25 protein-coding genes are annotated in these 26,846 nt (G+C 71.5%); 20 read left to right on the forward strand and 5 right to left on the reverse strand.

From position 1 onward, the window contains the following. Positions 1 to 69: 69 nt before the first annotated feature. Together ACIBP6_RS23825 and ACIBP6_RS23830 are read right to left on the reverse strand one after the other, a co-directional pair. Complete coding sequence (locus ACIBP6_RS23825; RefSeq protein WP_397055440.1) at positions 70 to 963, reverse strand: sulfotransferase family protein; 894 nt, start codon at positions 961 to 963, stop codon at positions 70 to 72. A gap of 76 nt (positions 964 to 1,039) precedes the next feature. After that, positions 1,040 to 1,924 carry a MurR/RpiR family transcriptional regulator gene (locus ACIBP6_RS23830; RefSeq protein ID WP_397057066.1) on the reverse strand — a complete coding sequence of 295 codons (885 nt, stop codon included), beginning with the start codon at positions 1,922 to 1,924 and terminating at the stop codon, positions 1,040 to 1,042. Between the two features lie 80 nt (positions 1,925 to 2,004). Here ACIBP6_RS23830 and ACIBP6_RS23835 point away from each other — a divergent pair, with 80 nt between their 5' ends. The 9 genes from ACIBP6_RS23835 to ACIBP6_RS23875 all read left to right on the forward strand — a co-directional run bounded on the left by ACIBP6_RS23835 (position 2,005) and on the right by ACIBP6_RS23875 (position 11,538). Continuing rightward, the gene (locus ACIBP6_RS23835) at positions 2,005 to 3,546 is read left to right on the forward strand and encodes an ABC transporter substrate-binding protein (RefSeq protein ID WP_397055442.1); all 1,542 of its coding nucleotides are present in this window, start codon (positions 2,005 to 2,007) and stop codon (positions 3,544 to 3,546) included. A 1-nt stretch (position 3,547) separates the two neighbouring features. Then, positions 3,548 to 4,516, forward strand: a complete 969-nt coding sequence (locus tag ACIBP6_RS23840; protein ID WP_397055443.1) for an ABC transporter permease — start codon at positions 3,548 to 3,550, stop codon at positions 4,514 to 4,516. Continuing rightward, on the forward strand, positions 4,513 to 5,343 hold the full coding sequence (locus tag ACIBP6_RS23845; RefSeq protein WP_397055445.1) for an ABC transporter permease: 831 nt from the start codon (positions 4,513 to 4,515) through the stop codon (positions 5,341 to 5,343). The genes ACIBP6_RS23840 and ACIBP6_RS23845 overlap by 4 nt, the downstream gene beginning before the upstream one ends. Beyond that, a complete protein-coding gene (murQ, locus tag ACIBP6_RS23850) occupies positions 5,340 to 6,254 on the forward strand; it encodes an N-acetylmuramic acid 6-phosphate etherase (RefSeq protein ID WP_397055447.1) in 915 nt (304 codons plus the stop codon). Before ACIBP6_RS23845 ends, murQ begins: the two co-directional genes overlap by 4 nt. Continuing rightward, complete coding sequence (locus ACIBP6_RS23855; protein WP_397055449.1) at positions 6,251 to 7,414, forward strand: anhydro-N-acetylmuramic acid kinase; 1,164 nt, start codon at positions 6,251 to 6,253, stop codon at positions 7,412 to 7,414. The genes murQ and ACIBP6_RS23855 overlap by 4 nt, the downstream gene beginning before the upstream one ends. Continuing rightward, positions 7,411 to 8,445, forward strand: coding sequence for a serine hydrolase domain-containing protein (locus tag ACIBP6_RS23860; RefSeq protein ID WP_132612673.1), 1,035 nt, complete (start codon positions 7,411 to 7,413; stop codon positions 8,443 to 8,445). Before ACIBP6_RS23855 ends, ACIBP6_RS23860 begins: the two co-directional genes overlap by 4 nt. Continuing rightward, positions 8,442 to 10,040: an ABC transporter ATP-binding protein gene (locus ACIBP6_RS23865; RefSeq protein WP_397055451.1), complete on the forward strand. Its 1,599-nt coding sequence runs from the start codon at positions 8,442 to 8,444 to the stop codon at positions 10,038 to 10,040. Before ACIBP6_RS23860 ends, ACIBP6_RS23865 begins: the two co-directional genes overlap by 4 nt. A gap of 2 nt (positions 10,041 to 10,042) precedes the next feature. After that, complete coding sequence (locus tag ACIBP6_RS23870) at positions 10,043 to 10,789, forward strand: carbon-nitrogen hydrolase family protein (protein WP_397055453.1); 747 nt, start codon at positions 10,043 to 10,045, stop codon at positions 10,787 to 10,789. Positions 10,790 to 10,860: 71 nt separating this feature from the next. Then, positions 10,861 to 11,538: a sensor domain-containing protein gene (locus tag ACIBP6_RS23875; RefSeq protein ID WP_397055455.1), complete on the forward strand. Its 678-nt coding sequence runs from the start codon at positions 10,861 to 10,863 to the stop codon at positions 11,536 to 11,538. Positions 11,539 to 11,624: 86 nt separating this feature from the next. Here the strand turns inward: ACIBP6_RS23875 and ACIBP6_RS23880 are convergent, their stop codons facing one another. Then, on the reverse strand, positions 11,625 to 15,323 hold the full coding sequence (locus tag ACIBP6_RS23880; protein WP_397055457.1) for a S8 family peptidase: 3,699 nt from the start codon (positions 15,321 to 15,323) through the stop codon (positions 11,625 to 11,627). A 354-nt stretch (positions 15,324 to 15,677) separates the two neighbouring features. On the opposite strand from ACIBP6_RS23880, the gene ACIBP6_RS23885 reads away from it, so the two are divergent. The 6 genes from ACIBP6_RS23885 (at position 15,678) to ACIBP6_RS23910 (ending at position 20,283) form a co-directional block, all read left to right on the forward strand. Then, positions 15,678 to 16,487, forward strand: a complete 810-nt coding sequence (locus ACIBP6_RS23885) for an alpha/beta fold hydrolase (RefSeq protein ID WP_397055459.1) — start codon at positions 15,678 to 15,680, stop codon at positions 16,485 to 16,487. A gap of 41 nt (positions 16,488 to 16,528) precedes the next feature. Then, on the forward strand, positions 16,529 to 16,714 hold the full coding sequence (locus tag ACIBP6_RS23890; protein WP_397055461.1) for a hypothetical protein: 186 nt from the start codon (positions 16,529 to 16,531) through the stop codon (positions 16,712 to 16,714). Continuing rightward, positions 16,715 to 17,104 (forward strand): FCD domain-containing protein, encoded by a 390-nt coding sequence (locus ACIBP6_RS23895; protein ID WP_397055463.1) that lies wholly within the window; start codon positions 16,715 to 16,717, stop codon positions 17,102 to 17,104. A gap of 94 nt (positions 17,105 to 17,198) precedes the next feature. Beyond that, entirely contained in the window at positions 17,199 to 18,554 is a 1,356-nt protein-coding gene (locus tag ACIBP6_RS23900; RefSeq protein WP_397055465.1) for an extracellular solute-binding protein, read from the forward strand. Further along, a complete protein-coding gene (locus tag ACIBP6_RS23905) occupies positions 18,551 to 19,465 on the forward strand; it encodes a carbohydrate ABC transporter permease (RefSeq protein WP_397055467.1) in 915 nt (304 codons plus the stop codon). Before ACIBP6_RS23900 ends, ACIBP6_RS23905 begins: the two co-directional genes overlap by 4 nt. Next, on the forward strand, positions 19,462 to 20,283 hold the full coding sequence (locus ACIBP6_RS23910) for a carbohydrate ABC transporter permease (protein WP_397055469.1): 822 nt from the start codon (positions 19,462 to 19,464) through the stop codon (positions 20,281 to 20,283). Before ACIBP6_RS23905 ends, ACIBP6_RS23910 begins: the two co-directional genes overlap by 4 nt. A gap of 30 nt (positions 20,284 to 20,313) precedes the next feature. Here the strand turns inward: ACIBP6_RS23910 and ACIBP6_RS23915 are convergent, their stop codons facing one another. Then, positions 20,314 to 20,499, reverse strand: a complete 186-nt coding sequence (locus ACIBP6_RS23915; RefSeq protein WP_397055470.1) for a hypothetical protein — start codon at positions 20,497 to 20,499, stop codon at positions 20,314 to 20,316. 301 nt (positions 20,500 to 20,800) lie between these two features. On the opposite strand from ACIBP6_RS23915, the gene ACIBP6_RS23920 reads away from it, so the two are divergent. Next, complete coding sequence (locus ACIBP6_RS23920) at positions 20,801 to 21,232, forward strand: PPOX class F420-dependent oxidoreductase (RefSeq protein ID WP_397055472.1); 432 nt, start codon at positions 20,801 to 20,803, stop codon at positions 21,230 to 21,232. A gap of 73 nt (positions 21,233 to 21,305) precedes the next feature. Beyond that, positions 21,306 to 21,911: a VOC family protein gene (locus ACIBP6_RS23925; RefSeq protein ID WP_397055474.1), complete on the forward strand. Its 606-nt coding sequence runs from the start codon at positions 21,306 to 21,308 to the stop codon at positions 21,909 to 21,911. 33 nt (positions 21,912 to 21,944) lie between these two features. On the opposite strand, the gene ACIBP6_RS23930 is transcribed toward ACIBP6_RS23925, so the two are convergent. Further along, positions 21,945 to 23,600: an endo-1,4-beta-xylanase gene (locus ACIBP6_RS23930; RefSeq protein WP_397055476.1), complete on the reverse strand. Its 1,656-nt coding sequence runs from the start codon at positions 23,598 to 23,600 to the stop codon at positions 21,945 to 21,947. Between the two features lie 360 nt (positions 23,601 to 23,960). Between ACIBP6_RS23930 and ACIBP6_RS23935 the strand changes: the two genes are divergently transcribed. From ACIBP6_RS23935 to ACIBP6_RS23945, 3 genes are all read left to right on the forward strand, one after another. Further along, positions 23,961 to 25,622, forward strand: a complete 1,662-nt coding sequence (locus ACIBP6_RS23935) for a class I adenylate-forming enzyme family protein (protein WP_397055478.1) — start codon at positions 23,961 to 23,963, stop codon at positions 25,620 to 25,622. A gap of 228 nt (positions 25,623 to 25,850) precedes the next feature. Next, positions 25,851 to 26,258 carry a hypothetical protein gene (locus ACIBP6_RS23940; protein ID WP_397055480.1) on the forward strand — a complete coding sequence of 136 codons (408 nt, stop codon included), beginning with the start codon at positions 25,851 to 25,853 and terminating at the stop codon, positions 26,256 to 26,258. Positions 26,259 to 26,290: 32 nt separating this feature from the next. Further along, entirely contained in the window at positions 26,291 to 26,641 is a 351-nt protein-coding gene (locus ACIBP6_RS23945) for a nuclear transport factor 2 family protein (protein WP_397055482.1), read from the forward strand. The last annotated feature ends 205 nt before the right edge of the window (positions 26,642 to 26,846 follow it).

The following is a 26,846-nucleotide window of genomic DNA, read 5'->3' on the forward strand; positions in this document are numbered from 1 at the left end:
CAGGCAAATGGCGGACGAATTGCGAGCGAAGTCTGTCACAGCCTGGCCACTTGGGCTGTGAGTTTCGCCTCACGACAGGTAGTTCCATGTCCGGCAGATGTCGTGGAGATCGGCGGGGATCTCGTCGGGGGTGGGCAGGGGACGGCCCTGCACGACCGTGCCCGCGCGGATCTTGTCGCGCCAGTCGCCGATGCCCTTGACGAAGGCGCCGTGGTCCTGCTTGCCGTAGTCGAGCATGGACGTCTCGAACTCGAGGCCCAGGAACAGGCAGAGCCGGCGCAGCTGGCCCTCGGGGTCGGCGGTCAGCTCCTCGTAACGCACGGTCAGGCCCTCCAGGTGGGTGCGGGCCTCCTCCAGGTGCGTCATGTACGTCAGCGTGCGCGGCACGGCGTTCTTCATCGGCCGTTTGGCCGGGTCGGCCTCGTGCCAGGACTGCACGATCGACATGGGGTGGCGCAGCAGGAAGACGAATCGGGCGTCCGGCCAGCAGGTCGCGATGCGCCGCCAGGCGAACACGTTGCTGGGCGTCTTCTCGGCCAGGACCGGCTTGCCGCTGCGGGCCAGCTCGCGGTGGAGCATGCGGTCCCAGACGATGTGCTCGATGTCGCTGTGGGTGTGGCCGAGCAGCTCCATGGCCTGCCGCACGGGGTCGGTGCCGAGGCCCACGGTCATCCGGCGGAAGTGCGTCTCGATGGGCGAGTGCACCTTGGAGTGGCTGTCCATCATGACGCGCAGCAGCGTGGAGCCGGACCGCACGGACGACAGGATGAAGACCGGCTCCCGCAGCAGCCGGTCGTGCACGGGGTCGACGGGCGGGCGCACCTTGTCGCCGGGAAGCCGCTGCCACTCCAGTGGTGTCTTCGGCGGCGGCGCCGCTCTGGGCGCCTGCGTCTGTACCCGTCGTGTCAGCGTGTATCCCGTCAGCCCTTCAAGGGTGGCGTTGGCCCGGTACCTCCAGTTCATGGGGGTCCAAGGTAGGGGTGGCCAGTGAACCCCAGGTAAATGGCCGCTGTGAAGAAGGGGCGAGCGGTGTGCACACCTAGGACCGCTTGCGGACCACCCGGTCGTGCACGACCTCGTACGTGTTGCGCAGCGCCTCCATGGAAACGTCGTAGGAGGCCTGGGCGACGCCGGTGAACAGGCAGTCCACGACCATGAGCTGGGCGATGCGGCTGCCGAGGGCGCCGGAACGGAACTTGGTCTCCCGTGCGGCGGTGGTGAGCGTCACGTCGGCCGCGGCGGCCAGCGGCGAGTCGCCGAAGTTGGTGATGGCCACGGTGGCCGCGCCCGACTTGCGGGCGATCGACAGGAACTCGACGGTGTCCACGGTGGCGCCGGTGTGGGAGACGGCGACGGCCACGCAGCCGGGGGCGAGCGTGGCCGCCGAGGTCCAGGCCGAGTGCGCGTCGTGCCAGTTGATCGCCGTACGGCCGATGCGGGAGAGCTTCTGCTGCAGGTCGAGGCTGACGAGCGCGCTCGCGCCCACGCCGAAGCTGTCGATCCTGCGGGCGGCCAGCAGCAGCCGCACGGCCTCGGCGAGCGCGTCCATGTCGAGGGAGCGGGCCGTGTCGGCGATGGACATGGTCTCGTTCATCGCGACCTTGGAGACGATGCCCTCCAGGCTGTCGTGCCGGTCGATGTCGCCCGACACCTCCGGCAGGCTGGAGGTGGCCAGCTCCTCCCGGGCGACGGCCCTGGTCAGATCGATCCTGAAGTCCTTGTAGTGGGCGTAGCCCATGCGCTGGTAGAAGCGCACCACGGAGGTGGTCGAGGTCTCACAGCGGGCGGCCAGCGCGGCGATGGACAGGTTGGCCGCGGCGGCGGGATCGGTGACGAACTCGTGGGCGATGCGCCGCTCCGACGGCCGCAGAGCCGGCATGGCGGCTCGGATGCGGATCAGGAGGGTCTCGGCGTCCTCGCCCATGGTCACCCCGTGGAGGAAAATAAGTACCTTGATGGTAAGGTCTGCGTAATTTTATGACCTACTGACCCTGAGGAGACTACATGCCCCGTGGCGCCCTCTCCGCGGTCGGCATCGCCGCTGCGTTGTCCCTTGCCCTCACCAGCTGCTCGTCATCCTCGGGGTCCGCGCCGAGCACCGCCGGGTCCGCCCAGGGCGGCGGCACGCTGGTCGTCGGCGTGACCTCCGACCCCGACACGCTCTTCCCCTGGAAGGCCACCCAGTTCACCGCCGTCAACGTGCTGCAGAACCTGTACGGCACGCTCACCGAGTTCGACAAGGACCTGAACGTCGTGCCCGGCCTGGCCGAGTCGTGGCAGGCCACGGAGGACGGCAAGAAGCTCACGTTCAAGCTGCGCCAGGGCGTGACGTTCGCCGACGGCAGCGCGTTCGACTCCGCGGACGTGAAGGCGTCCCTGGAGAAGATCATGGACGAGAAGACGGCGGCGGTGGCGGCCGCGTCGCTGTCGTCGGTCGAGTCGGTCGAGGCCCCCGACCCGAACACGGTGGTGCTGGAGCTGTCCGGCCCGGACGCCGCGCTGCCGGCCAACCTGGCCACGGTCAACATGGCCATGCTCTCCTCCGACGACACCGAGGAGGAGCTCAACGCCAAGCCCAACGGCACCGGCCCGTTCACGCTGGGCAAGCGGGTGGCCAACCAGTCGATCACCCTGACCAGGAACGACACGTACTGGAACGACAAGGCGAAGGCGGCCACGGTCGAGTTCCGGGTGATCCCCGACGAGTCGTCGATCGTCTCGGCCATGCAGTCGGGCAACGTCCAGCTCGCCGTCTTCAACGACCCGCTGGTGGCCCAGACCGCCCAGGGCGGCACGGTGAACGTGGCCAAGACGCCGCAGCTCAACTACCACGTGCTGCAGCTGAACGCCCGGCGCGGCGACCTCAAGGACGTCAACGTGCGCCTGGCCATGCAGTGCGCGATCGACCGCAAGCAGGTGCTCGACACCGCCGCGCTGGGCGAGGGCGAGGTGGTCGGGCCGATCACCGCCCCGGCGTACAAGTCGGACCCGAATAAGCGGCCCTGCCCCACCCGTGACCTGGCCAAGGCGGCCGACTACCTGGCCAAGGCCGGCAAGTCCGGCGGCGTGACGGTGAAGACGATCGTCTCCCAGGGCGAGTACGCCACCTCGGTCAACGAGGCCCAGAACCTCAAGGCGCAGCTCGCCGAGGCCAAGATCAACCTGGACCTGGAGGTGCTGGAGTCGGGCGCGTTCGTGGACCGCTGGGTGGCGGCCGACTTCGACGCGGCCGTGGCGCTGAACGGCGGCCGTCCCGAGCCGGACGGCTCCTACGCCCGCTACTTCACCAGCGACGGCAACCTCAACAAGGTCGCCGGCTACAGCTCCCCCGAGCTGGACGAGCTGTTCGCCGAGGGCAGGGCCACCACCGACCAGGCGGCCCGCAAGGCGATCTACGACAAGGTCGCGGCGCACCTGGAGGACAACGCCGCCTGGATCTGGCTGTTCTCCGGCTACACCTACACCGCGACGGCGGCGAACGTGCAGGGCTTCGTCCCGATGGCCAGCGGTTCGCTGCAGTACCTGCGGACGACGTCCGTCGGCTGACATGCGGTCACTCGTGCGCAACCGCGTCGTCCGGCGCGTGGCGGGGACGGTCGGCACCCTGTTCGGGGTGGCCGTGTTCGTCTTCGTCATGCTCCGGGCGATCCCGGGCAACCAGATCACGGCGAACCTCGGCACCGAGGCCGCCGCGCTCACGCCGGCGCAGCAGCAGGCGCTGGAGCGTTACTACGGGCTGGACCAGCCGCTCGTCACGCAGTTCTTCTCGTGGCTGGGCAACATGGTCACCGGCAACTTCGGCTACTCGGCGCGGGCGCAGCAGAGCGTGCTGGACCTGACGCTGCAGTCACTGCCGGTGACATTCGAGCTGGCGGTGTTCTCGATCGTGCTGGCGCTGCTGATCGGGGTGCCGCTGGGCATGCTGGCGGCCTCCAGGACCAACTCCGCGCGTGACGCGGCCGGTCAGGTGGTGAGCCTGGCGGGGCTGTCGATCCCGGCGTTCCTGCTGGCCACGACGCTGCTGTCGGTGTTCGCGGCGTCGTTCGGGTTCAACCCCAACGGGCAGGGCTTCGTCTCGCTCGTCGAGGATCCGCTGCTCAACCTGCAGCAGATGTTCCTGCCCTCGCTGGTGCTGGGCTTCGGCATCGCCGCGCCGATCCTGCGCACGACCCGCACCGCGGTGCTGGAGGTGCGCTCGAACGACTTCGTCCGCACCGCCCGCGCCAAGGGCGTGCCGGAGCGGCGGCTGCAGGTCAGGCACGTGCTCGGCAACGCGCTCGTGCCCATCGTCACGATGACCGGCCTGCAGTTCGGCTACCTGCTGGGCGGGGCCGTGGTGGTCGAGCAGATCTTCTCCGTGCCCGGCATCGGGCGTCAGGTGCTGCTCGGCATCCAGCAGAAGGAGTACGCCGTGGTGCAGAGCACGGTGCTGGTGATCGCGCTGGCGTTCGTCATCGTGAACCTGCTGACCGACGTGCTCTACCGGATCATCGACCCGCGGGTGAGGGCCTCATGAGCGCCCTGCTGCGCCGCAGCCCGGCCGGGCTGTCCGGCGTCGTGATCCTCGTGGTGCTGGCCGTGGCGGCGGCGCTGTCGTACGCCGGGCTGCTGCCGTACGACCCGATCGCGCAGAACCCGCCGTCGCGGTTCCTCGCGCCGTCGGGCGAGCACCTGTTCGGCACCGACCAGTTCGGCCGGGACGTCTTCTCCCGGGTGGCGGCCGGGGTCGGCAACTCGGCGCTCATCGCGGTGGTCGCGGTGGCGTTCGCGACCGTGGTCGGCACGCTGGGCGGCCTGGTGTCCGGCTTCTACCGGGGCTTGACCGACGGCGCGATCGGCGGGGTGACGAACGTGCTGTTCGCGTTCCCGCCGCTGCTGCTGGCGCTGTCGCTGGCGTCGGTGCTGACGCGCAACTGGTTCACCGTCGCGGTGGCCATCGCCATCGTGTACGTGCCGATCTTCATCCGCGTCACGCGCGGCCCCGTGCTGTCGCTGCGGGAGATCGAGTACGTCAAGGCGGCCGTCTCGACGGGCCAGAGCCGCTGGCAGATCATGTTCCGCCACGTGCTGCCGAACATCTCCTCGATCATCGTCATCCAGGTCGCGCTGTCCCTGTCGTGGGCGGTGCTGACCGAGGCGTCGCTGAGCTTCCTGGGCCTCGGCACCCCGCCGCCGGCGCCGTCGCTCGGCTCCATGATCTTCGAGGCGCGCAGCCTCGTGTTCATCGCCCCCTGGACGCTCATCGCGCCAGGCGCGGTCGTCGTCCTGCTGGTGGTGGGGCTCAACCTGCTCGGCGACGGCCTGCGTGACACACTCGACCCGCGAAACCGAGGGAAGCGGTGAAACTCTCAGAACTGACGACCGAAGCGGCCGATCCGCGCTTCGCCGGCATCGACACCATGAGCGTGGCGGAGCTGGCGCAGACCATGAACGCGGCCGACGCCTCGGTGCCCGGCGCGGTGGCCAGGGCGCTGCCGTGGATCACGGCGGCGATCGAGGCCGCGGCCGAGCGCATGGCGCGCGGCGGCCGGCTGGTCTACGTGGGCGCCGGCACGCCGGGCAGGCTCGGCGTGCTGGACGCCTCCGAGTGCCCGCCGACCTTCTCCACGCCGCCCGAGCAGGTCTTCGCGATCATCGCGGGCGGCCGGAGCGCGATCGTGGCGCCCTGCGAGGGCGCCGAGGACGACGAGGAGGCCGGCGCCGCCGCCGTGGACGCGGCCGGCATCGGGCCGTTGGACACCGTGGTGGGCATCGCCTCCAGCGGGCGGACGCCGTACGTGCTGGCCGCGGTGCGGCGGGCGCGCGAGCGGGGGGCGCTGACCGTGGGGCTGTCGTGCAACCCGGGCACGCCGCTCAGCGCGGCGGCCGAGCACGCGATCGAGGTGCTGGTCGGCCCCGAGGTGATCAGCGGCTCGACCCGGCTGAAGGCGGGCACGGCACAGAAGCTCGTGCTCAACATGTTCTCGACGATCGTGATGGTGCGCCTCGGCAAGACGTACGGGAACCTCATGGTCGACGTGAAGGCCAGCAACGGCAAGCTGCGCGAGCGGGCCGTGCGCATGGTCGCGACGATCACGGGGGCCGGCCGCGAGGAGGCGCTCGCCGCGCTGGAGGCCAACAGGTTCGGCGTCAAGCAGGCAGTCGTGGCGCTGCGCTTCGGCCTGGCGCCGCAGGAGGCGGCGGCGCGCCTGGCCCTGGCCGGCGGGCGGCTGCGGGAGGCACTCGGCGAGACAGCGGACAGGGAGCGGGCATGAGGGTTCTGGGAATGATCTCCGGCACGTCGCACGACGGGATCGACGTGGCCGTGGTGGACTTCGAGCTGGTCGGGAGCACGCTCGAGGGCCGCGTCGGCCACACGGCGAGCACGCCGTACCCGGACGCGCTACGGTCGCGGCTGATCGCCGCGCTGCCGCCCGCGCCGACGACGCTGGCCGAGGTGTGCGAGCTCGACACGCTCATCGGCCAGACCTTCGCCGAGGCGGCCGCCGCCGCGATCGCCGCGGGCGGCCCGGTCGACCTGGTGGTCTCGCACGGGCAGACCGTCTACCACTGGGTGGAGGGCGCGCACGCGCTCGGCACCCTGCAGATCGGCCAGCCCGCCTGGATCGCCGAGCGCACGGGCACGCCGGTGCTGTCCGACGTGCGGATCAGGGACATCACGGCCGGCGGCCACGGCGCGCCGCTGGTGTCGGTGCTGGACGGGCTGCTGCTCGGCGGGCGCGAAGGGGGGGCGGGCGCGCTCAACCTGGGCGGCATCTCCAACATGACCGTCGTGCGCGACGGCGAGCTGTACGCCTACGACCTCGGCCCGGCCAACGCCCTCATCGACGCCGTGGTGACCAGCCGGGGGCTGCACCCGCGCGGCTTCGACGAGGACGGCAGGATCGCCGCCTCCGGCCGGGTGGACGCGCGGCTGCTGGAGGTGCTGCTGGAGGAGCCGTACTACCGGCTGGCGCCGCCGAAGAGCACCGGCAAGGAGCTGTTCCACCTCGCCTACGTCGAGCAGGCCCTCGCGACGGCGGGGGTGCGGCCGTCCGACGCCGACCTGGTCGCGACGCTGACCGAGCTGACCGTGCGCACGGTCGCGGACGGTGTCCGGGCCGCCGGGGTGGCCGCGCTGGTCGTGTCGGGCGGCGGCTGCCGCAACCCCGTCATCATGGACGGGCTGCGCGGGGCGCTGCCCGGCGTCGAGGTGGGGCCGTCCGACGACTTGGGCGCGCCCGCCGACGACAAGGAGGCGATCGCGTTCGCCCTCATCGGCTGGCTGAGCGCGCACGGCCTGCCGGGCACCGCGCCCGGCGGGACGGGCGCCCGCGGCCCCCGGATCCTCGGCACGCTGACGCCGGGCTCCGGGCCGCTGGCGCTGCCCGCCCCGGTCGCCGAGCCGCCCCGATCGCTGGTCCTCAGCCGATGAACGCGCCGCCCGGCCTGGTCATGGCGGCGCGCACGCCGTGGTTCGACCTCACCGAATGCACCGGCCACCGCACGCTCACCTGGGAGGACGGCGAGCCCGCCGGGCTCGCGCCGATGACCGTGGACACCTACCACGACCTCGCCTCGGTGACGAAGGTCGTCGCGACCACCACGATGCTCATCCGGCTGGTGTCGGAGCGGCTGGTGGACCTGGACGCGCCGCTGAGCGCGTACCTGCCGCGCTCGTACGAGGCGATCACCGTGCGGGACCTGCTGCTGCACCGGGGCGGGCTGTGGGAGTGGTGGCCGCTGTACATCCAGCCGTCGCTGCCGCCGCCCCGCTACCGGCCCGGCCGCGCCCGGCACTACTCCGACCTGGGCTTCATCCTGCTCGGTCAGATCGTCTCCGCGGTGACCGGGCTGCGCCTGGACCGGGCGCTGGCCGAGCTGGTCGCCCGGCCGCTCGGCCTGACCTCCACCACGTACGGGGGGCCCGCGGGCGCGGAGGTGGCGATGAGCATGCCGGACGACCGGGTCGAGATGACCATGCTCGACGCCGGCAGGCCGTACCCGGTGCCGTACCGCAGTTCGGACTTCGCGGGCTGGCGGCGCGGGCCGGTGCTCGGCGAGGTCGCCGACGGCAACGCCCACCACGCCTTCGGCGGCGTCGCCGGGCACGCGGGCGTGTTCTCGACGGTGCCCGACCTGCTGCGCTACGGCCTGGTGATGTCCCGGTACGAGGAGTACGACCACCTGTGGCGGCCGGAGGTGGTCAGGGAGTTCCTCACCCCCGGCCCCGACCCGGAGCAGGCGCTCGGCTTCCGCCGCTACGCGCTTGAGCTGCCCGGCGAGACCGTCACCGTGCTCGGCCACCCCGGCTACGTGGGCTGCGCGGTCGGCTTCGTGCCGGGCCGCGACATCGCCCTCGCCCTGGCCTCCAACCGCCTCCTCGTCGAGGGGCAGCCGACGCCCACCGACGACCTCTGGCACGACCTGCTGCAGGCCACCGCACAACGATCGAGGACCGCATGACCCCGCTCCTGGAGATCCGCGACCTGTCGGTCGCCTTCCGCACCCGCAAGCAGGACGCGACCGTCGTCAGGAACGTCTCGATGGAGATCCTGCCGGGCCAGACCGTCGCTGTGGTGGGCGAGTCGGGCTCCGGCAAGTCGACCACGGCGGCGGCGGTCAACCGGCTGCTGCCCGACAACGGCCGCATCACCGGCGGCCAGGTGCTGTTCGACGGCCGCGACCTGGCCACGGCTAGTGAGCGCGAGATGACCGCGATCCGCGGCGCGGGCATCGGCCTGGTGCCGCAGGACCCGATGTCGAACCTCAACCCGCTCATGCGCATCGGCGACCAGATCGCCGAGGCGCTGGAGGTGCACGGCGTCGCCCACGGCAAGGCGGCCCGCGCCCGCGTGGTCGAGCTGCTCGACATGGTGGGCATCCCCGACCCGGCGCGGCGGGTGGCCCAGTACCCGCACGAGTTCTCCGGCGGCATGCGGCAGCGGGCGCTGATCGCCATGGGCCTGGCCTGCCGGCCGAAGCTGCTCATCGCCGACGAGCCGACCTCCGCGCTCGACGTGACTGTGCAGCGGCGCATCCTCGACCAGCTCGACCAGCTCACCGCGGAGATGGGCACGGCCGTCTTCCTCATCACGCACGACCTGGCGCTGGCGGCCGAGCGGGCCGACGTGGTGGCCGTCATGTACCAGGGCGAGATCGTGGAGACGGGGCCCGCGGCGGGCATCCTCGCCGACCCCGGCCACGACTACACCCGGCGGCTGCTGAAGGCCGTGCCGAGCCTGGCCTCCGTACGCGTGCCCGAGGCGCCCCGCGACGCGCCGGACTTGGTCGTGGTGGACGGTCTGCGCAAGGTGTTCCCGGTCAGGGGCACGGCGGAGGAGTTCACCGCGGTGGACGGGGTGTCGTTCGCCATCCCGCGCGGGCACACCGTCTCGATCGTGGGCGAGTCGGGCTCGGGCAAGTCGACCACCGCCAACCTGCTGCTCGGCCTGGACGAGCCCACCTCGGGCGCCATCCGGTTCGACGGCACCGACGTGGCGGCGCTGGGCCGGCGCGAGCTGTTCGCGTTCCGCAGGCGGGTGCAGCCGGTCTTCCAGAATCCGTACGCCTCGCTCGACCCCCGCTACACGGTCGAGAAGTCGATCGTCGAGCCGCTGCGCGTGCACCGCGTCGGCACGCCCGCCGAGCAGAAGAAGAAGGCGGCCGAGCTGCTGGAGAGGGTGTCGCTGCCGGCCTCGCTGGGCGAGCGGCTGCCGCACGAGCTGTCCGGCGGCCAGCGTCAGCGGGTGGCCATCGCGCGGGCCCTGGCGCTCTCCCCCGACCTGGTGGTGCTCGACGAGGCCGTCTCCGCCCTCGACGTGCTGGTGCAGGCGCAGATCCTCGACCTGCTGGCGGAGCTGCAGCGGGAGCTGGGGCTCAGCTACCTGTTCATCAGCCACGACCTCGCCGTGGTGCGGATGATCTCGCACGCGGTGCACGTCATGCGCGACGGGCGCATCGTGGAGAGCGGCACGGCGGAGGAGATCTTCGACCAGCCGCGGGACGCGTACACCCAGGAGCTGCTGGCCGCCATCCCGGGCCGCGCGGTACCACAGTAATCGTGAAGATCCTCCTGGTTCAGCCCCCTCATTGGTCCCCGGACGGTCACGCGAACTTCGACGCCGTCGAGGAGCTCGCCGGATCGGCCTCGGGCGACGTGATGCTGCTGCCCGAGCTGGCGGGCTCGACGCTGCCCCGGGCCGACTACCTCGCCCGGGTGCGCGAGCTCGCCAAGGGCTCGGGCATGGCCGTGGTGGGCGGCTCGCACTACGACGACTCCCACGACGCCGGCAGGGTCAACCGCGGCGCGGTGTTCGCCGCGGACGGCGCCCTGCTCGCCGAGTACGACAAGGTGCATCCGTACGGGCTGGAGCTGCGTTCCGGCGTGCGGCCGGGCCGGCCCAGCCCCGGCTTCGAGCTGCACGGCCGCCGCCTGCACGTGCTGCTCTGCGCCGACCTGTGGTACTCGGCCGGCCTGGCCGGGCGCGACGGCCTCGACGCGGTGCTCGTGCCCGCCTTCTCCCTGACCCGCTGGGACGGCCCCGCCCCCGCCCGCGAGCTGTGGCAGCACATGAGTGTGGCCCGGGCGTACGAGTTCATGACGTACGTGGCGGTGAGCGACTGGCACCACGAGACCACGTACCACGGGCATCCGTGCGCGGGTGTCACCGGGCTGGCCAACCCCTGCCCGACGACGCACACCGGTTTCTTCACCGGCCCGCCCGACGCGCCGGTCTCGGCCCACGACCTCGACTTCGCGCGGCTGGACGCGTTCCGCAGCGACCGGGCGGAGCGCGGCTTCGGGTAGGGCTGTCCCTACCGTCGGGTGGGCCGTGCGCAGGATCGATCGGGGCGGTCGGGGTCCGTAGCGTCTTCGCCATGAGAACCCTCCAGCGCCGCCTCACCACCGACACCCGCTACATCCTGCTGGGCCTGCCGGCCGCCGTGATCGGTTTCACCGGCGTGGTCGCCGGCGTCTCGGCCGGGGTGGGCACCGCCGTCGTCTTCGCCGGCCTGCCCATCCTGGCCGGGACCGCCGCCATGGCCAGGAACCTCGCCGACGTCGAACGCGTCGCGCTCCCGGGCGTGCTCGGCCACCCCGTGGACCGCCCTCCGTACCGGCCCGCCCCCGCCGGCGCGAGCTGGTTCCGCCGCGTGATGAACCCGCTGACCAGCGGGCAGGCGTGGCTGGACCTGCTGCACGGCATCGTTGCCCTCCCGATCGCGCTGGCGGCCGCGGTGGTCACCCTCGTGTGGTGGGCGGGCGCGATCGCGGGCCTGCTCTTCCCCCTGTACGGCTGGGTCATCGCCGCCATCCCGGGCAGCGACGGCGGGCTGCCGGCGCTGCTCGGGCTGGGCGACGGCGACCTGGTGTTCGTCGGCTTCAACACCCTGGTGGGGGTGCTGTTCGCCCTGACGCTGGTGCCCGTCGTCCGCGGCGCGGCCCTGATGAAGGCGGCCGTGTCGCAGGCCCTGCTCACCCGCGCCGCGTTCCCTGCCGCTGCGAACCTGGCCCCTGTGACCGGGGCCCCCGTGAACGAGCCGCGCTGGGCATGAGCCCCGCTCCCGCCGGGCTTGAGCCCCGTGACGCGACGCGCCGGCCGCGAGGAAACCCCTCGCGGCCGGCGCGTTCCCGTGTGCCGTCAGCGCAGCGCGTAGGCGCAGATCACCTCCTGCGACAGGGTGTTGCCGTTGACGTCGGAGGCGTTCAGCCGCAGCGAGACGAACCCCGACGGCGACCGGCCGCCGAGCGTCGTCTCCCACGACCGCTCGCCCTTGTCACGCAGCCGGGCGGGCTTCCAGGTGGCGCCGTCGTCGTAGGACACCTCCAGCGACACGTCCTTGATCGCGCTCTGCTGCGCGCCCTCCTGGTGGCGCAGGGACAGGCCGAGCTTGCGGGAGCCGGCCCGGTTCTTCAGGTCCACCGGCGCGTCGAAGGCCGCCAGCAGCAGCGGGATCACCGTCGTGCCCTCGGCGTGCTCCGAGCTGAACGTCCACACGCCCTTGGTGCGGGTGGACATCTTCGCCCACACGGCCTCGTTGGCGAGCTCGTACTCGATCCGGTACGTGTCCTTCTCCGGCCGCAGATCGCCCCCGCCCGCGGGCAGGTAGTTCGTCTGCCACAGCAGGGTGTCGCCCTGGTACAGCCGGAAGTCGGTCTTCATGCCGTTGTCGTAGTCGCTGCTGAACGCGGAGCCGTAGTTGCCCTGGGCGTCCACGAAGCCCTGCATCGACAGCAGCAGCAGGTCGCCCTCGCGGCGCAGCGGGTCACGCGGGTTGACTCCCGGCAGCAGCGGCTGCTTGAACGCCGTGCGGCTGATCCGCTCCCCCTTCTCGTACGGCCGCAGCTCCGGCGACGACAGCTCCACCAGCGGCGTCGGGGTGTGCGGCCACAGGTTGTTGTAGTGCCGCTCCGGTGCTCCGGCCGACGACGTCCACCGCAGGTCCGGGTCGGGGGTGACGTAGTCGATCCGGGTACGCGGCGCCTTGGCCATGGGGTGGTTCGTCGAGATCGACAGCTCGTCCCAGGGCTCGAAGACGAAACGGGCCTCGTTGACCATCACGTCGTCGGCCAGTTGGCTGTGGAAGTCGGTCTCGATCCTGGCCTGCGGCCTGCTGCGGACGACGTACGTCAAGGAGTCGCGCACCCGGCCCTGCTCGCGCAGGTACAGGTCGTAGACGTACGGGCTGGCCACGATGCCCTTGGCCACGATCGGCACGGGCAGTCGGCGCAGCCGCTCGACCAGCTTCAGGCCCTCCTCGTGGGTCAGCCGCACGGTCGGGACCGTGAGCTTGACCCGGTTGCCGCCGGTGGTGACGTCGGCGCCGGGCTTGTCGCTGTAGACGGCCACCATCGCCGCTCCGGCCGCCGCGGCCGCGTTGGACTGCGTGGAGACGGGCACGCCGTCGGTGCGGCGGATGACGGCCAGCCTGCCGCGCAGGTTGCGCGCCTTGATCTCCTCCGGGGTGCCCCGGCCGGCGTCCACCGCGAGGAGAAGCCGGGTGCCGTCCAGACGCGGGAACTCGGTGGCGTAGTCGCTGAACTGGACCGGGTCCACGTACTGCGGGTCCAGGCGCAGGCCCGGCGTGGTGAGGGTGACCTCGGGGGCCGTCAGCCGCCAGCGGGTGGAGACCACGAACGTGCCCTTGGTGACCTTCTCCGTGGGCTGGACGAACAGCCGCTCCTCGATCTGCCCGCCGGGCGAGATGTGGGTGCCGCCGCGCAGCGCCATGCCCTGCTCGCCGGCGCGGTACCACTGGAGGGCGGCGGCCGCCCCGGTGTTCCGCTTCGTCGTGTGGTCGGGCGTCTCCACCTCGACCTCGACGGCCTTGCGGGCGTCGAGCACGACCTCGGTGTTGCCGGTGATCTCCATCTGGGGATCGCCGACGAGGCTCTCGTGCAGCGGCTTTCCTGAGGCGGTGCTGTCCTGTGTGGCCGGCATCGTGAAGATGTGGCCGAGCACCGCGTAGGTGCCCGGCTTGACCATCAGGCAGGTGCCGGAGCCGAACCTGTCGTAGCTGCAGGGCTGGGCGGGGTCGCCGGGCAGCTGGCGGCCCACGAGGGTGCCCTCGTCCAGGTTGAGCACGGTGAAGCCGCCGCGGGCATTGCGGCCGTCGCGGGCGATGCCGCGGACGCGCAGCTCGACGCGCTTGTCCTCGACGGCGGCGGTCAGCAGCGTGCGCACGCCCGACGCCGTCAGCTCCTGCCGCAGCGTCCCCTCCTCGCCGGCCTTGACGGTGACCTTCGCCTCGGCGGTGCCGCCGGCGGGCACGGTGAGCCTGGCCGGCTCGACGGTGAACCCGTCGCCGCTCGACAGCTGCAGCTCGGCGGGCGCCTGGCCGAGGTTGCGGTAGCCGATGGCGAGGGTCTTCTCCTCCCCGACGGTGACCCGGCCGAAGTGCAGCGAGCCCGCCGAGGCCACGACCGTGCTCGCGAGCGCGGCCGGCACGTCGATGCGGCCCGCGCCCTGCGCGTCCACGGGGATGTCCGCGCCGGGCCTGGCGGTGGCCATGAGCAGCGACTTCAGCTCGCCGCCGGTGATCCCGGGACGGGCCTGGCGCAGCAGCGCCGCCGCGCCGGCGACGTGCGGGGTGGCCATCGACGTGCCGGACATCGCCACCTGGCCGCCGCCCGTCCTGGCGGCGGTGATGGACACGCCGGGGGCGGTGACGTCGGGCTTGACGCTCTGGTCGGCGACGATCGGGCCCCTGCTGGAGAAGTCGGCGAGCCGGTCCTGCTTGTCGACCGCGCCGACGGTGAGCGCCTCCGGGGCGTCGCCGGGGGAGCCCACGCACGCGTCGCAGCCGTCGTTGCCGGCGGCCACCACGAACAGCGTCCCGTACTGGCCGGTCAGCCGGCCGAGGGCCTCGGTGAGCGGGCCGCCCGCCTCGGAGCTGCTCAGGCTCATGTTGACGACGTCGGCGTGCTTCTCCGCGGCCGCCCACTCCATGCCGTCGATGACCCACGACAGCTGGCCCTGGCCGTCGCCGCCGAGGACGCGGCCGTTGAGCACGGTGGCGCCGGGGGCCACGCCCTTGCCGCCGTCCGCGCCGGTGCCCGCGATCGTGCTCGCCACATGGGTGCCGTGACCGTGGGGGTCGCCGGTGGCGTTCTCGCCGGTGAAGTCACGCTGGTCGGCGATCTTGCCCGCGAGGTCCGGGTGCGCGGCGTCCACGCCGGTGTCGAGCACTGCCACGGTGGTGCCGGCGCCGTCGTACCCGGCGGCCCACGCCTCGGGCGCGCCGATCTGCGGGACGCTCTCGGTCAGATCCGGCTTCACCTCGCGGTCGAGCCAGATCTTCGACACGCCCGCCAGCGGCCCGGACGCCCGCGTCCGCGGCGACGGGGAGGCCAGCTTGGTCAGCTCGGTGCCGAACCCCGCCGCGTCGGAGGCGGCCAGCGTCACACCGGCGCCGCCGATGCTCTCCAGGGTGCGGACCTGCTCGACTCCGGGGACGGCGGCCTTGGTGGCGTTGCCCGCGTAGGTGAAGATGAGCGGGATGGCGGCGCCGACGCCCTGCTCGGCCAGCGCCGAGACGTTGAACAGCTCCGTGTCCAGCCGCTCGGGCACCAGGGCGGCGACGTCGTCGGGGATGACGGTCGTGCCCCGTTCGGTCTCCAGCACCTGGAACGACGGCACGCTGCCGTCCGCCCTGGGCGCGGGGGTGACCGAGACCGTGCTGTGCTCGCCGTCCAAGGCTCGCACCCGTACCCGGTCACCGGTGATCAACGTGATCTCGTCGCTGACCGCACCCCCCGTGAACGTCACGGGGGGTGCGGTGCTCGCGTACGCGCCGGGCACCGTGAGCAGCGAGGCCGCCATGGCCCCCGAGACGGCCATCACCGTCCTCCGCCGCCATCGGCCCGGCCGGCCAGAGCCACGCAGCATGGACGACCTCCAGAAAATCGGTAAGCAGAACTACCGAATTCCTAGTCATCCTCATCTGGGGTGTCTATGAGATTCGTGTGGCCAAATCCCGACTTGTCGTAAGTCCGCCACGCCGGCGTCTCCGGCGAACGGCACGAATCCTCGTACCGGCCGGACCCTGCGGGCCATCTCATGCGGCGGCATGTGCCGACGGCCGAAAAGTCGAAAACGCCCTTTCGTGGAAATACCCGGCACGGGCTATTTCCCGAAATCACGGAAATGGCATGGGTTGGCGGCCGGTCGTGCGGCGTCTAGAGTGAGCGCTCAATGGACTCTGGAGTGCTCGACGTCGTCGGCGCGCGGCTCTACTTCGAGGTACGCGGCTCGGGCCCGGCGCTGCTCACGATCATCGGCGGCGGCTCCGACGCGGCGATGGCGGCGCCGCTGGCCGAGGCGCTGTCGGCCCGCTACACCGTGATCACCTACGACCGTCGCGGCGCCACCCGCAGCCCTCTGACGGGCCCTCCCGCGCAGCAGCGGGTCGACGAGCACACCGGCGACGCGCTCCGGCTGCTGGACGCGACGGGCCCCGACCCGGCGTACGTGTTCGCCACCCACTCAGGCGCGATGATCGCCCTCGACCTGCTGGCCCGCCACCCCGGACGGGTGCGCCGGCTGGTGGCGCACGAGCCGCCCGTCTTCGGCCTGCTGCCCGACGGCGCGCGCTGGCGGCGCCTGGCGGAGGAGCTTACCGACCTCCACGCGCGCGAGGGCATCGGCCCGGCGCTGCGCAAGCTCGGCGAGGAGACCGGCGTGCCGGCGCCGCCGGAGCCGGACCCGGGGCTGCCGTCGTGGGTGCGCGCCATGCTCACCCGCATGGCCGCCAACCTGGAGACGAGCGTGCTGTACGAGCTGCGCCCGTTCAGCGCGTTCGTCCCCGACGCGGCGGCGCTGCGGGCCGCGCCGGTCGTCCTCGCGTACGGCGCCCACACCCGAGGCCGCCCCCTGCACCGCACCACCCTCGCCGTCGCCGAGCTCCTCGGCACGACCGCGGTCGAGCTGCCCGGCGACCACGTCGGCTACCTGCGCAGCCCCGCGGAGTTCGCCCAGGCCCTGCACGACCTCCTGACGCCATGACCGCCACGGGCCCTGGCCGCTGCTCGCACACTCTCCCGTCGGTGAGGCCCGCGCGCCGGAACCGCTGGAGCGCGCCCGAGAGCACGATCAGCGGGAAGATCCGCCACTCCCCCGCCCCGTCGGAGCGGGCCGCGTCCAGCACGTCGTCCGGCACGGTGCAGGCGTACACCCGCGAGAGGTACACCCCGAACGGGCTCACCAGGCTGGGCAGCAGGACCGCCCAGTAGGTGTTGGCCGGCCCCAGCTCCGACATCAGCAGGAACAACGGCAGGCCGAACGCCGTCATCGGCAGCAGCACCCCCGGCCAGGACGACGTCGAACAGCGCCTCCCGCCCCCGGAACGCGCACTTCGCCAGCGCGTACCCGGCGCAGGCCGAGATGAACACGGCCCCGATCGCGCCGACCCCGGCGTAGAGGACGGAGTTGAGTATCCACCGCTGATCGCGGCGGCGCTGTCGGCCCGCGACCGGCTGGTGCACTCGACGGGCGAGCGCCCGGGGTTCGCCGCGACCCACCGCGCCGTGCTGGACGCCGTACGCGAGGGCGATCCGGACGCGGCGGAGGCGGCGACGCGCGACCTGCTGGCCCAGGCGGAACGCGACCAGGCGAGCCTCTGACGCTCAACGGGTGCGGTTCCAGGCAGGCCGCGCCCGTTGACCCGGTTGATCGACAGATCTACGGTCGCGTTAACCCACAGAAGGGGAGGCCGTGATGATGCGCAGGCTGGCCGGTTCCCTCCTGCTGTTGGCGGCGGTGGCCGGCTGCGGCTCCGGCGCCTCACAGGAGAACCCCGGCGGCAAGGAGCTCGAAGTCCTCTACAGGGTGGATGTGACGTGGCCGCATCTGGAGAAGATGCTCGCCGACGCGAAGAAGCAGTACGAGGCCGCCCACCCCGGCGTGACGATCAAGCTGACCCCGGTGCAGGGCACCCCGGAGGCGTACTACACCAAGCTGGCGCTGCTCAACCGCTCCCCCGGCTCGGCGCCCGACCTCTACTACCACGACACGTTCCAGGTGAACGCGGACGTCGCGGCGGGCAAGCTGGCCCCGCTCGACGAACACCTCGCCGCCTGGCCCGACTGGCAGACTCAGTTCCCCGACTCCGTCAAGCAGGCCGCCAGGGGCGGCGACGGCAAGATCTACGGTGTCCCGATCAGCACGGACACCCGCGGCCTGTGGTACCACAAGGACGTCTTCACCAAGGCGGGCCTGCCGGTCCCGTGGGAGCCCAAGACCTGGAACGACGTCCTGACGGCGGCCCGAACGATCAAGCAGCGGGTGCCGGGCGTCATCCCGTTCAGCATGTACTCCACGAAGATCCACGGCGAGGCCACCACCATGCAGGGCTTCGAGATGCTCCTGTACGGCACCCCCGGCGGCACGCTCTACGACGACGCGCAGGACAAGTGGGTGGCGGGCGGGAAGAACTTCACCGACGCGCTGTCCTTCGTCAACACGATCTACCGCGAGCAGCTCGCCCCCCGGCAGGCCGACGCGCACAACGCCAAGCTCGCCGACAAGATGAACTTCGAGTGGTTCCCGGCAGGCGAGCTCGGCATCTCGCTCGACGGCGCCTGGACGGCCGCCGCCTGGAAGCCGACCAGCACGAAGCCGTGGCCGCAGTGGAAGGACACGATCGGCTGGGCGGCCATGCCCACGCAGAACGGCCAGGAGCCCGGTGCGGTCAGCATGTCGGGCGGCTGGGTCATGGCGATGAGCGCCTACACCCCGCACAAGAAGGAGGCGTTCGACTTCATCACCGTGGCCACGAACAAGGAGAACTCCCTGACGTACTCGGTGGGCACGGGCGACCTGGCCCCCCGCAAGGACGTCGCCGCCGACCCGGCGTACAGCGCCGACAACCCGAGCGTGAAGTTCTTCACCGACCTGGCCGCGGTGACGCACTACCGGCCGGCGTACGAGGCGTACCCGAAGGTCTCGGCGCAGATCCAGGAGGCCATGGAGGCCGTCACGACGGGCGCGAGGACTCCCGAGGAGGCCACGGCGGCGTACGCGCGGGCGCTGCCCACGGCCGTCGGGGGCGCCGACCGGGTCGTCGCCCGATGACGGTCGCCACCGCGAGGCCCCCGGCCGCGACGGGAGCGCCCGCGGGCGGCCCGTCGCGGCGCGGGGTGCTGCGCTGGCTGCTGCCGCTCGCGCCCTCCCTCGTCCTGCTGGCGATCTTCCTGGCGGGTCCCATCCTGTGGAGCGTCTACATCGCCTTCACGAACGAGACGCTGACCGGCTCGGCCTCGGTGAACTCGCAGTTCGTGGGCTTCGCGAACTTCATCCGGCTCTTCGGCGACCCGAACTTCCTCAACTCCTTCCTGCTCACCTTCGTCTTCGTGATCGGCTCGGCCGTCATCGGCCAGAACACCCTGGGCCTGGTCATCGCCCTGCTCCAGCGCGGGCGCGGCCGGGCGACGCGCAGCGTGGTCAACGGCGTGGTCATCGCCGCCTGGGTGATGCCGGAGATCGTGGCCGCGGCCTGCTGGTTCTCGTTCCTGGCCGAGGACGGGACGCTCAACACGGTGCTCGGCATCTCCCAGGAGTGGCTGTACACCGCGCCGATGGTCGCGGTCATCCTGGCCAACATCTGGCGCGGGACGGCGTTCTCGATGCTGGTGTACTCGGCGGCGCTGTCGGAGGTGCCCGCCGACCTGGTGGAGGCCGCCGCCGTCGACGGGGCCGGTCCGGTACGCCGCCTGGTGCACATCACGCTTCCCTTGATCCGCCGCTCCATCATGGCGAACCTGATGCTGATCACCCTGCAGACGCTGGCCTCGTTCGGCCTCATCTACGCGCTGACCGGCGGCGGGCCCGGCACGGCCAGCCAGACGACCCCGCTGTACATGTACGAGCAGGCGTTCCGCTACTTCGAGATCGGGTACGGCTCGGCCATCGCGCTGGTGCTGCTGGTGATCGGGGCGCTGTTCTCGCTGGTCTACCTGCGCCTGATCAAGGTGGAGGACGCATGACCCGGCTCGCCGCGCGGACCGCCGCCGGGTTCGCCCTTCTGCTCGTCGCCGTGGCCTTCGCCGGGCCGTTCCTGTGGGTGCTGATCGCCTCGGTGCAGCCGGAGGCCACGCTGGCGGCCGCGCCGACGCTCGCCTTCTCCCTGGACAACTTCCGCGCCGTGCTCACGTGGGAGACGATCATCCTGCCGCTGATCAACTCGATCCTCATCTCCGGCTCCACGGCGCTGCTGACCGTGGTGGTGGCGGGGCTGGCGGCGTACCCGCTGTCGCGCTACCGGTCGCGCTTCCGCCGGCCGTTCATGCTGACCCTGTTGTTCACCACCGGCCTGCCGGTGACGGCCGTGCTCGTCCCGGTCTACGCGATGTTCTTCCGCTTCAACCTGTACGGCTCCGTGCCGGCCATGGTGTTGTTCCTGACGGCCAGCTCGCTGCCGTTCTCGATCTGGATGATGAAGAACTTCATGGACGGGGTGCCGGTCAGTTTGGAGGAGGCGGCCTGGGTGGACGGGGCCGGGTGGGTGCGCTCGCTGCGGACGGTGGTGGGGCCGCTGATGGCGCCAGGGATCGCGGTGGTGGCGATCTTCGTGTTCGTCGGCCAGTGGGGCAACTTCTTCGCGCCCTTCGTCCTGCTCGACACCCCCGAGAAACAACCGGCCGCCGTCACCGTCTACACCTTCTTCTCCCAGTACGGCCAGGTCGCCTACGGCCAGCTGGCCGCCTTCTCCATCCTCTACACGGCCCCCGCCGTCGCCCTGTACGTAGCCGTCAACAAGTACCTCGCCGGTTCCTTCACCTTCGCCGGCTCGGTCAAGGGCTGACGCCCAGGCACCGTTCGCGGAGTCGCGGGTTCACGGGGTCGCGCGGTCGTGGGTCAGGTTCGCCGGCCCCCACACCAGGTTGACCCCGGGCCCGGACCTCTTACCCGTCAGCGGCGTGCAGTGCCGCCGCCCCGCCATCGTCGTCGCAAGGTGCGGTGCGCTGTTGCTCACCAACAGCCCCGCCACGAAAGACCGCGCCCTGGGCGAGAACCTCATGGAACCTCCTTGCCAGCGATCTGGGCGAGAACCTCATGGAGCCTCCTTGCCGGCGATCACCCACCGCCACCCTCCACCAGCTCACCCCTTCCGCAACCTCCCCATCCGCCCGACCGGGCTGCGCCTCCAGCCACGGCCACTCGCGGTCCTCGTCGCAGGCGCTCGCCGGCTTCGTGGCGAGCGCCTGCGCCCGGCCTTCTCGATCGCGTACCAGAACTCTTCGGCGAGTCACAGCGCGACACTGGCCGAGAAGCCGCCCGCGCTTGACCTTCATATCGGTGTGAACGTTGAGGATGGCCCCATGACCGACACTCCGTATGACCCGCGCACGCTCCTCGCCGAGAGCCGGCTCGGCGTGCTGGCGACGATCAAGTCCGACGGCCGCCCGCAGCTCTCCCCCGTCATGCCCTTCTACGACCAGAAGGCCGAGCTCATCTACGTGTCGATGACCGAGGGCCGCGCGAAGACCGCGAACCTGCGCCGTGACCCGCGCGTCTCGCTGGAGGTCACCAGCCCCGACGGGTGGGCGTGGGCCACCGCCGACGGCGTCGCGACGCTCACCGGCCCGGGAGGCGACCCCCGCGGGCCCGAGGTGGAGGCGCTGGTCGATTACTACCGCCGCGCCGCCGGAGAGCATCCGGACTGGGAGGAGTACCGGTCGGTGATGGTGTCCGACCGCAGAGTGCTCATGGTGATGACGGTCGACCACGTGTACGGCGCCAGACTCCACTGACACGAGGAACACTGACAAAAGGGACAGGGAGCAAGGACTTACCGGGGATAGTTGAAAGGCATACGATTGGGCCATGGCTGCGACCCCCGACACGGTGCACTGGCGTGGCGTGCACCACCTCGCCCTGGTGACCACGGACATGGACGCCACCGTGCGCTTCTGGCACGGCGTGCTCGACGCCCGTCTCGTCGCCACCCTGGCCCTGCCCGCCTTCAGGCACTACTTCTTCGACATCGGCGAGGGCAGCACCATCGCCTTCTTCGAGTACACCGACCAGCCCATCGACAGCTTCGCCAAGCCGGCCGGCGTGCCGTACGCGAAGGCGGCCCAGTTCGACCATCTGTCGCTGCACCTGCCCGACGAGGACGCCCTGCTCAGGCTGCGCGACCGGCTCAAGGAGCACGGGTGCGAGGTGACCGACGTCATCGACCACGGCTTCCTGCGCTCGATCTACTTCAGCGACCCGAACGGCATCGCGCTGGAGGCGTCCTGGTGGACCGTCGACCCGACCGGCAGGCCGGCGGACCACTCCGACGAGCGCCTGTTCGCCGACCCCGACCCCGTGCCCGCCGTACGCGAGCTGCGCGACGAGGGCCGCCTGCGTCACACGGTCGCCACCCGGCTGGTCGACGGCGTCATCGAGGACCTGGCCCGCGAGGGCATCACCCTCGAACGCTGACCTCGTGCGGATCTCCGGCCCCGCGGCTGGCCGTCAGGCGCAGGTGTAGCCCGACGGCGTCTGCGTGTCACCGTTCGGGCGGCTGACCTGGAAGCCGAAGGTGGTGCTGCCGTTCGGCGCCAGGTTGCCGTTGTGGCCGGCGTTCCGGGCCGTGACGGTCTGGCCGCTGACGGTCAGGGTGGCGTTCCAGGAGCCGGCCGGCGTGTGCCCCGGGGGCAGGGTGAAGGTGACCGTCCAGCCGCTGATGGCGGAGGTGCCGGTGTTGGTGACGGTCGCGGGCTGGACGACGTACCGGTTGTTCCACTGGTTCTGCACGGTGCCCGCGGCGGTGCAGCCGCCGTTGCCACCGGGCCCGGCCTGGGTGGTGAACGTGCCCAGCGGCGAGTTGGCCGACAGGTTCCCCGCGCCGTCGCGCGCCCGGACGTACACCTGGTACTGGACGTTCGGCGTCAGGCCGGTCAGCGTGACCGAGTTGGCCGCGCTCTGCGCGAGCAGCGTGTCGGTCGCGCCCTGCTCGCGGTAGACGTCGTAGCCGGCCAGCCCGCTGCCGCCGCTGTCGGTGGAGGCCGTCCAGGTCAGCGCGGCCGAGCCGGACGTGACGTTGCCCGCGCTCGGCGCGCCCGGCGCGGTCGGCGGCGTCGTGTCGGTGCTCGTGCCGCCCGCCAGCGCGTCGTGCACGGCCGTGTAGGACGGCTTGGTCCGGTAGTTCTCGTCGTAGATCAGCGCCGCGCCCTCGCTGGGGAACTGGTCGGGCACCCAGGAGTAGCGGTCGGTGAAGCCCCAGATCGTCACGCCGGCGCAGGCGGTGACGGCCAGGCACGCGTTGACGACGTCGCGGTAGTACGTGGCCTGGGTGGCGTCCTTGGCGGCGCTCCTCGGCATCTGGATGCGGACGTCCAGCTCGGTGATGCGGACCTGGACGCCGAGGGCGGCGAAGCGCTGCAGGTTCTGCTGGAGGCCGTTCGGGAAGCCGTACTGGGTCGCGAGGTGGCCCTGGAAGCCGACGCAGTCGACCGGCACGCCCTGGTCGCGCAGCTCCGAGACCAGGTCGTACATCGCGGTGCTCTTGGCGTTGATCCCCTCGACGTTGTAGTCGTTGATGCACAGCCGCGCGTCGGGGTCGGCGGCGCGGAAGGCGTCGGCGATGTAGCTCTCGCCGAGCGTGTTGTACCAGAACGACCTGCGGAAGTCGCCGTTCTCCTCGAAGACCTCGTTGACGACGTCCCACGAGACCACGGCGGGGTTGTCGGCGTAGCGGCCGACGACGCGGCTGATGTGGTTGCGCATGGCGTCGCGCATCGCGGTGGCGCCGAGGCTCTGCACCCAGCCCGGCGTCTGGTTGTGCCACACCAGCGTGTGGCCGTGGACCTGCTGGTCGTTCTGGGTCGCGAAGTTCACGACGGCGTCGGCGCCGGAGAAGGTGAACTGGTTCTGGCTGGGCTCGGTGGCGTCCCACTTCATCGCGTTCTCGGCCGTCACCTGGTTGAACTCCCCGCCCGCGATGGCGCGGTAGGAGGCCTCGTCGGACAGCGGGCCGGTGGCGAGGGCCGTACCGATGAACGTGCCGCGGGCTTCGGCGTGCGCGCGCAGGGACGCGGACGCCTGCGCCGGGCCGGCGGGCAGGAGGAAGGCGGCGACCATCCCCGCTGACGCGAGGGCTCTGAGGACCTTGGACGAATGCACGGACATCGACCTCCGGAGGAAGCACTCGATTCCGAAAGTTTCGGCCGCGAATGGGCCGCATCGCAGACGGTATTGACATGTGAGTGGACGGTCAATGCCGCCATCCGGCCGCCGTCGAAGCCGCACCTTGCGGCTGGAAACTATCGGAATGCACATGAAACTTTCATGAGCGCCTTGAGCGAAGTGCCGATGTGACGGCATCAAAACCCTGACACGTTACGGCCGCGTTACGGCATCAATTCACCATCCCCCGGGTCCCAAGATCCCAAACAGCCACCTGTAGGCGTTTCGGCTGCTCTAGCGCGACGTACTGACCGGTCGGTACTGTGATTTCCGGAATATTCGTCCACTGCGGGAGTTCTGCGCATGTCTCTTACGCACGCCCAGGTCCAAGCCCAACTCACCGGACCCGGCCAGCTGTTCGAGATCGAGGAGATCGGCGACGCCGGCGTACGAACATGGAAGCACGCACCGGCGCACTTCCGCGCGCTGCTGGAGATGAGCCGGTTCCACGGCGACAAGGTCTTCCTCGTGTACGAGGACGAGCACATCACGTTCGAAGACCACTTCCGTCGCGCCGCCACCCTCGCGGGCCGCCTGGTCGAGGAGTACGGCGTGACGAAGGGCGACCGCGTCGCCATCGCCATGCGCAACTACCCCGAATGGGTGATCGCGTTCTCCGCCGCGCTGGCCGCGGGCGCCATCGCCGTACCGCTCAACGCCTGGTGGACGGAGGCGGAGCTGGCCTACGGCGTGAGCGACTCCGGCGCCAAGGTGCTCATCGCGGACGGCGAGCGCGCCGTCCGCCTGGCCTCGACCGGCGTGCCGCTGATCGTCACCCGCGGCGACCTCCCGGAGGGCGCGCGCTCCTTCGCCGACGTCGTCGGCGAGCCCGCCGCCGACGTGCAGCTCCCGGACGTGACCCTGGCCCCGGACGACCCGGCCACGATCCTCTACACCTCGGGCACGACCGGCCGCCCCAAGGGCGCGCTCGGCAGCCACCGCAACATCGGCCAGGCCCCCATGACGGCCGCGTACGGCGCCGCGCGCGCGACCGCCCTGGCCGGCAAGGACTTCGCGACGGTGTCCGCGGTCCGCAGGGTCACGCTGCTGACCGTCCCGCTGTTCCACGCCACCGGCTGCTTCTCCGCCATGATCACCACGATGTTCAGCGGCGGCGGCCTGGTGCTCATGTACAAGTGGGACCCCGGGCAGGCCCTGCGCCTGATCGAGCGGGAGCGGGTCACCGCGATGATCGGCGTGCCGACCAACGCCTGGCAGCTCATGTCGCACCCCGACTTCGGCAAGCACGACCTGTCGTCCCTGAGCGCCCTCGGCTACGGCGGCGCCCCCGCCCCGCCCAAGCTGCTGGAGCGCATCACCGAGAACCTCCCCAACCGCGCCCCCTCCAACGGCTACGGCATGACCGAGACGACCGCCCTGGCCATCGGCAACGGCGGCGCCGACTACCAGGCCAAGCCCGACAGCATCGGCAGGCCGTCCCCCGTCGTGGACGCCCGCGTGGTGGACCCCACGGGCGACGAACTGCCGCCGGGCGAGGTCGGCGAGCTCTGCGTACGCGGCCCGAACGTCATCCTCGGCTACTGGAACAAGCCGGAGGCCACGGCCCAGACCTTCATCAACGGCTGGGTGCACACCGGCGACATGGCCAAGATCGACGAGGACGGCTTCGTCTACATCGTCGACCGGGCCAAGGACATGGTCATCCGCGGCGGCGAGAACGTCTACTGCGCCGAGGTCGAGGCCGCCCTGTTCGAGCACCCGGCGGTGGACGACGTCGCGGTGATCGGCATCCCGCACGAAGAGCTGGGCGAGGAGGTGGGCGCGGTCATCCGCCTGTCCCCCGGCCAGTCCGTCACGCTCGAAGACCTCCAGGCCTTCCTCTCCGACCGTCTGGCCAAGTTCAAGATCCCGGTACACGTCTGGTTCCGCGACGCCGAACTTCCCCGCAACCCCGGCGGCAAGATCCTCAAGACCCACCTGCGCAGGGAGATCCTGGGCAACTGATCCTCCCCTGCGGCGCGGCGGGTGCTCACCCCCCTGGAGCACCCGCCGCGCCGCCGCTTCCCCAGCCCCCGGCCGCCTCCGGCCGCCCGCTGTGACGACCGCCACACGACGGCGTTACCGCAGGTGAACACGCCGCGGACGCGCACGCTTACCTGGCGGGTAATCGCGGCTCCTATCCCCGGCTGACATCTTTCAGGTGTCGCAACGGAAGCCACCGAAGGAGCCGACATGACCGCCCTCACCGTCACCACCGACCGGACGAAGTTCCTGCGCCTCGCGCTGACCGCCGACGCTGTCGTCACCGGCGGCAACGGGCTGGTCTACCTCGCCTTCGCCGGCCCCGTGAGCACTCTGCTCGGCCCCGACGCCGGCCTGCTGCGCGGCATCGGCGTCTTCCTCCTCGTGTACGGCGCCGCGGTCGGCCTCCTGGCCGCCCGCCCTACGATCAGCCCGGCCGCCACCACAGCCGTGATCGCCGTGAACATCGCCTGGACGCTCGCCGGCGTCGCAGCCGTCGTCACCGGCGCCCTCGGCTTCACCACGGTCGGCGCGATCTGGGCCATCGCCCAGGCCCTGGTGGTCGCCGGCTTCGCCGAGCTGCAGATCACCGGCCTGCGCAAGGCCCGCGCCAACTGAGCCCCGTCAACGCACGCATCAGGAAAGAGCCCATGAACCTCATCGAACGCTACGTCGCCGCCTGGAACGAGACCGACCCCGCCACCCGCGCCAAGGCCGTGGCCGAGCTGTGGACCGAGGACGCCACCTACACCGACCCGCTGGCCGACGTGGCCGGGCACGACGGGATCGCCGCCGTGATCGAGGCCGCGCAGGGCATGTTCCCCGGCCTCGTCTTCACCCCCGGCGACCAGTACGACGCCCACCACCACACCGCCCGCTTCACCTGGCACCTCGGCCCCGAGGGCGGCGACCCGGTGGCGATCGGCTTCGACGTGGTCGAACTGGCCGAGGACGGCAGGATCCGCAAGGTCCTCGGCTTTCTCGACAAGGTCCCCTCCTGACCCTGTTGTCCCCCTGCCGGACGGCCACCCCGCAACGGGCCCGGCCCGGCACCGGAAGCCGCTCCCGCGGCGGCCACCCGATCCCGCTGAGGGAGCCGGCCCCTCCCTCAGCGCCCTTGACCCAGCGCAATGGCCCCCGGCCCCCGGCCCCCGGAACATGTTCCGGGGGCCGTCTCCGTATTCACCCCGATGAAATCCATTTGCT

Source organism: Nonomuraea terrae (genome assembly GCF_044465245.1).
Taxonomy (GTDB): Bacteria; Actinomycetota; Actinomycetes; order Streptosporangiales; family Streptosporangiaceae; genus Nonomuraea; species Nonomuraea terrae.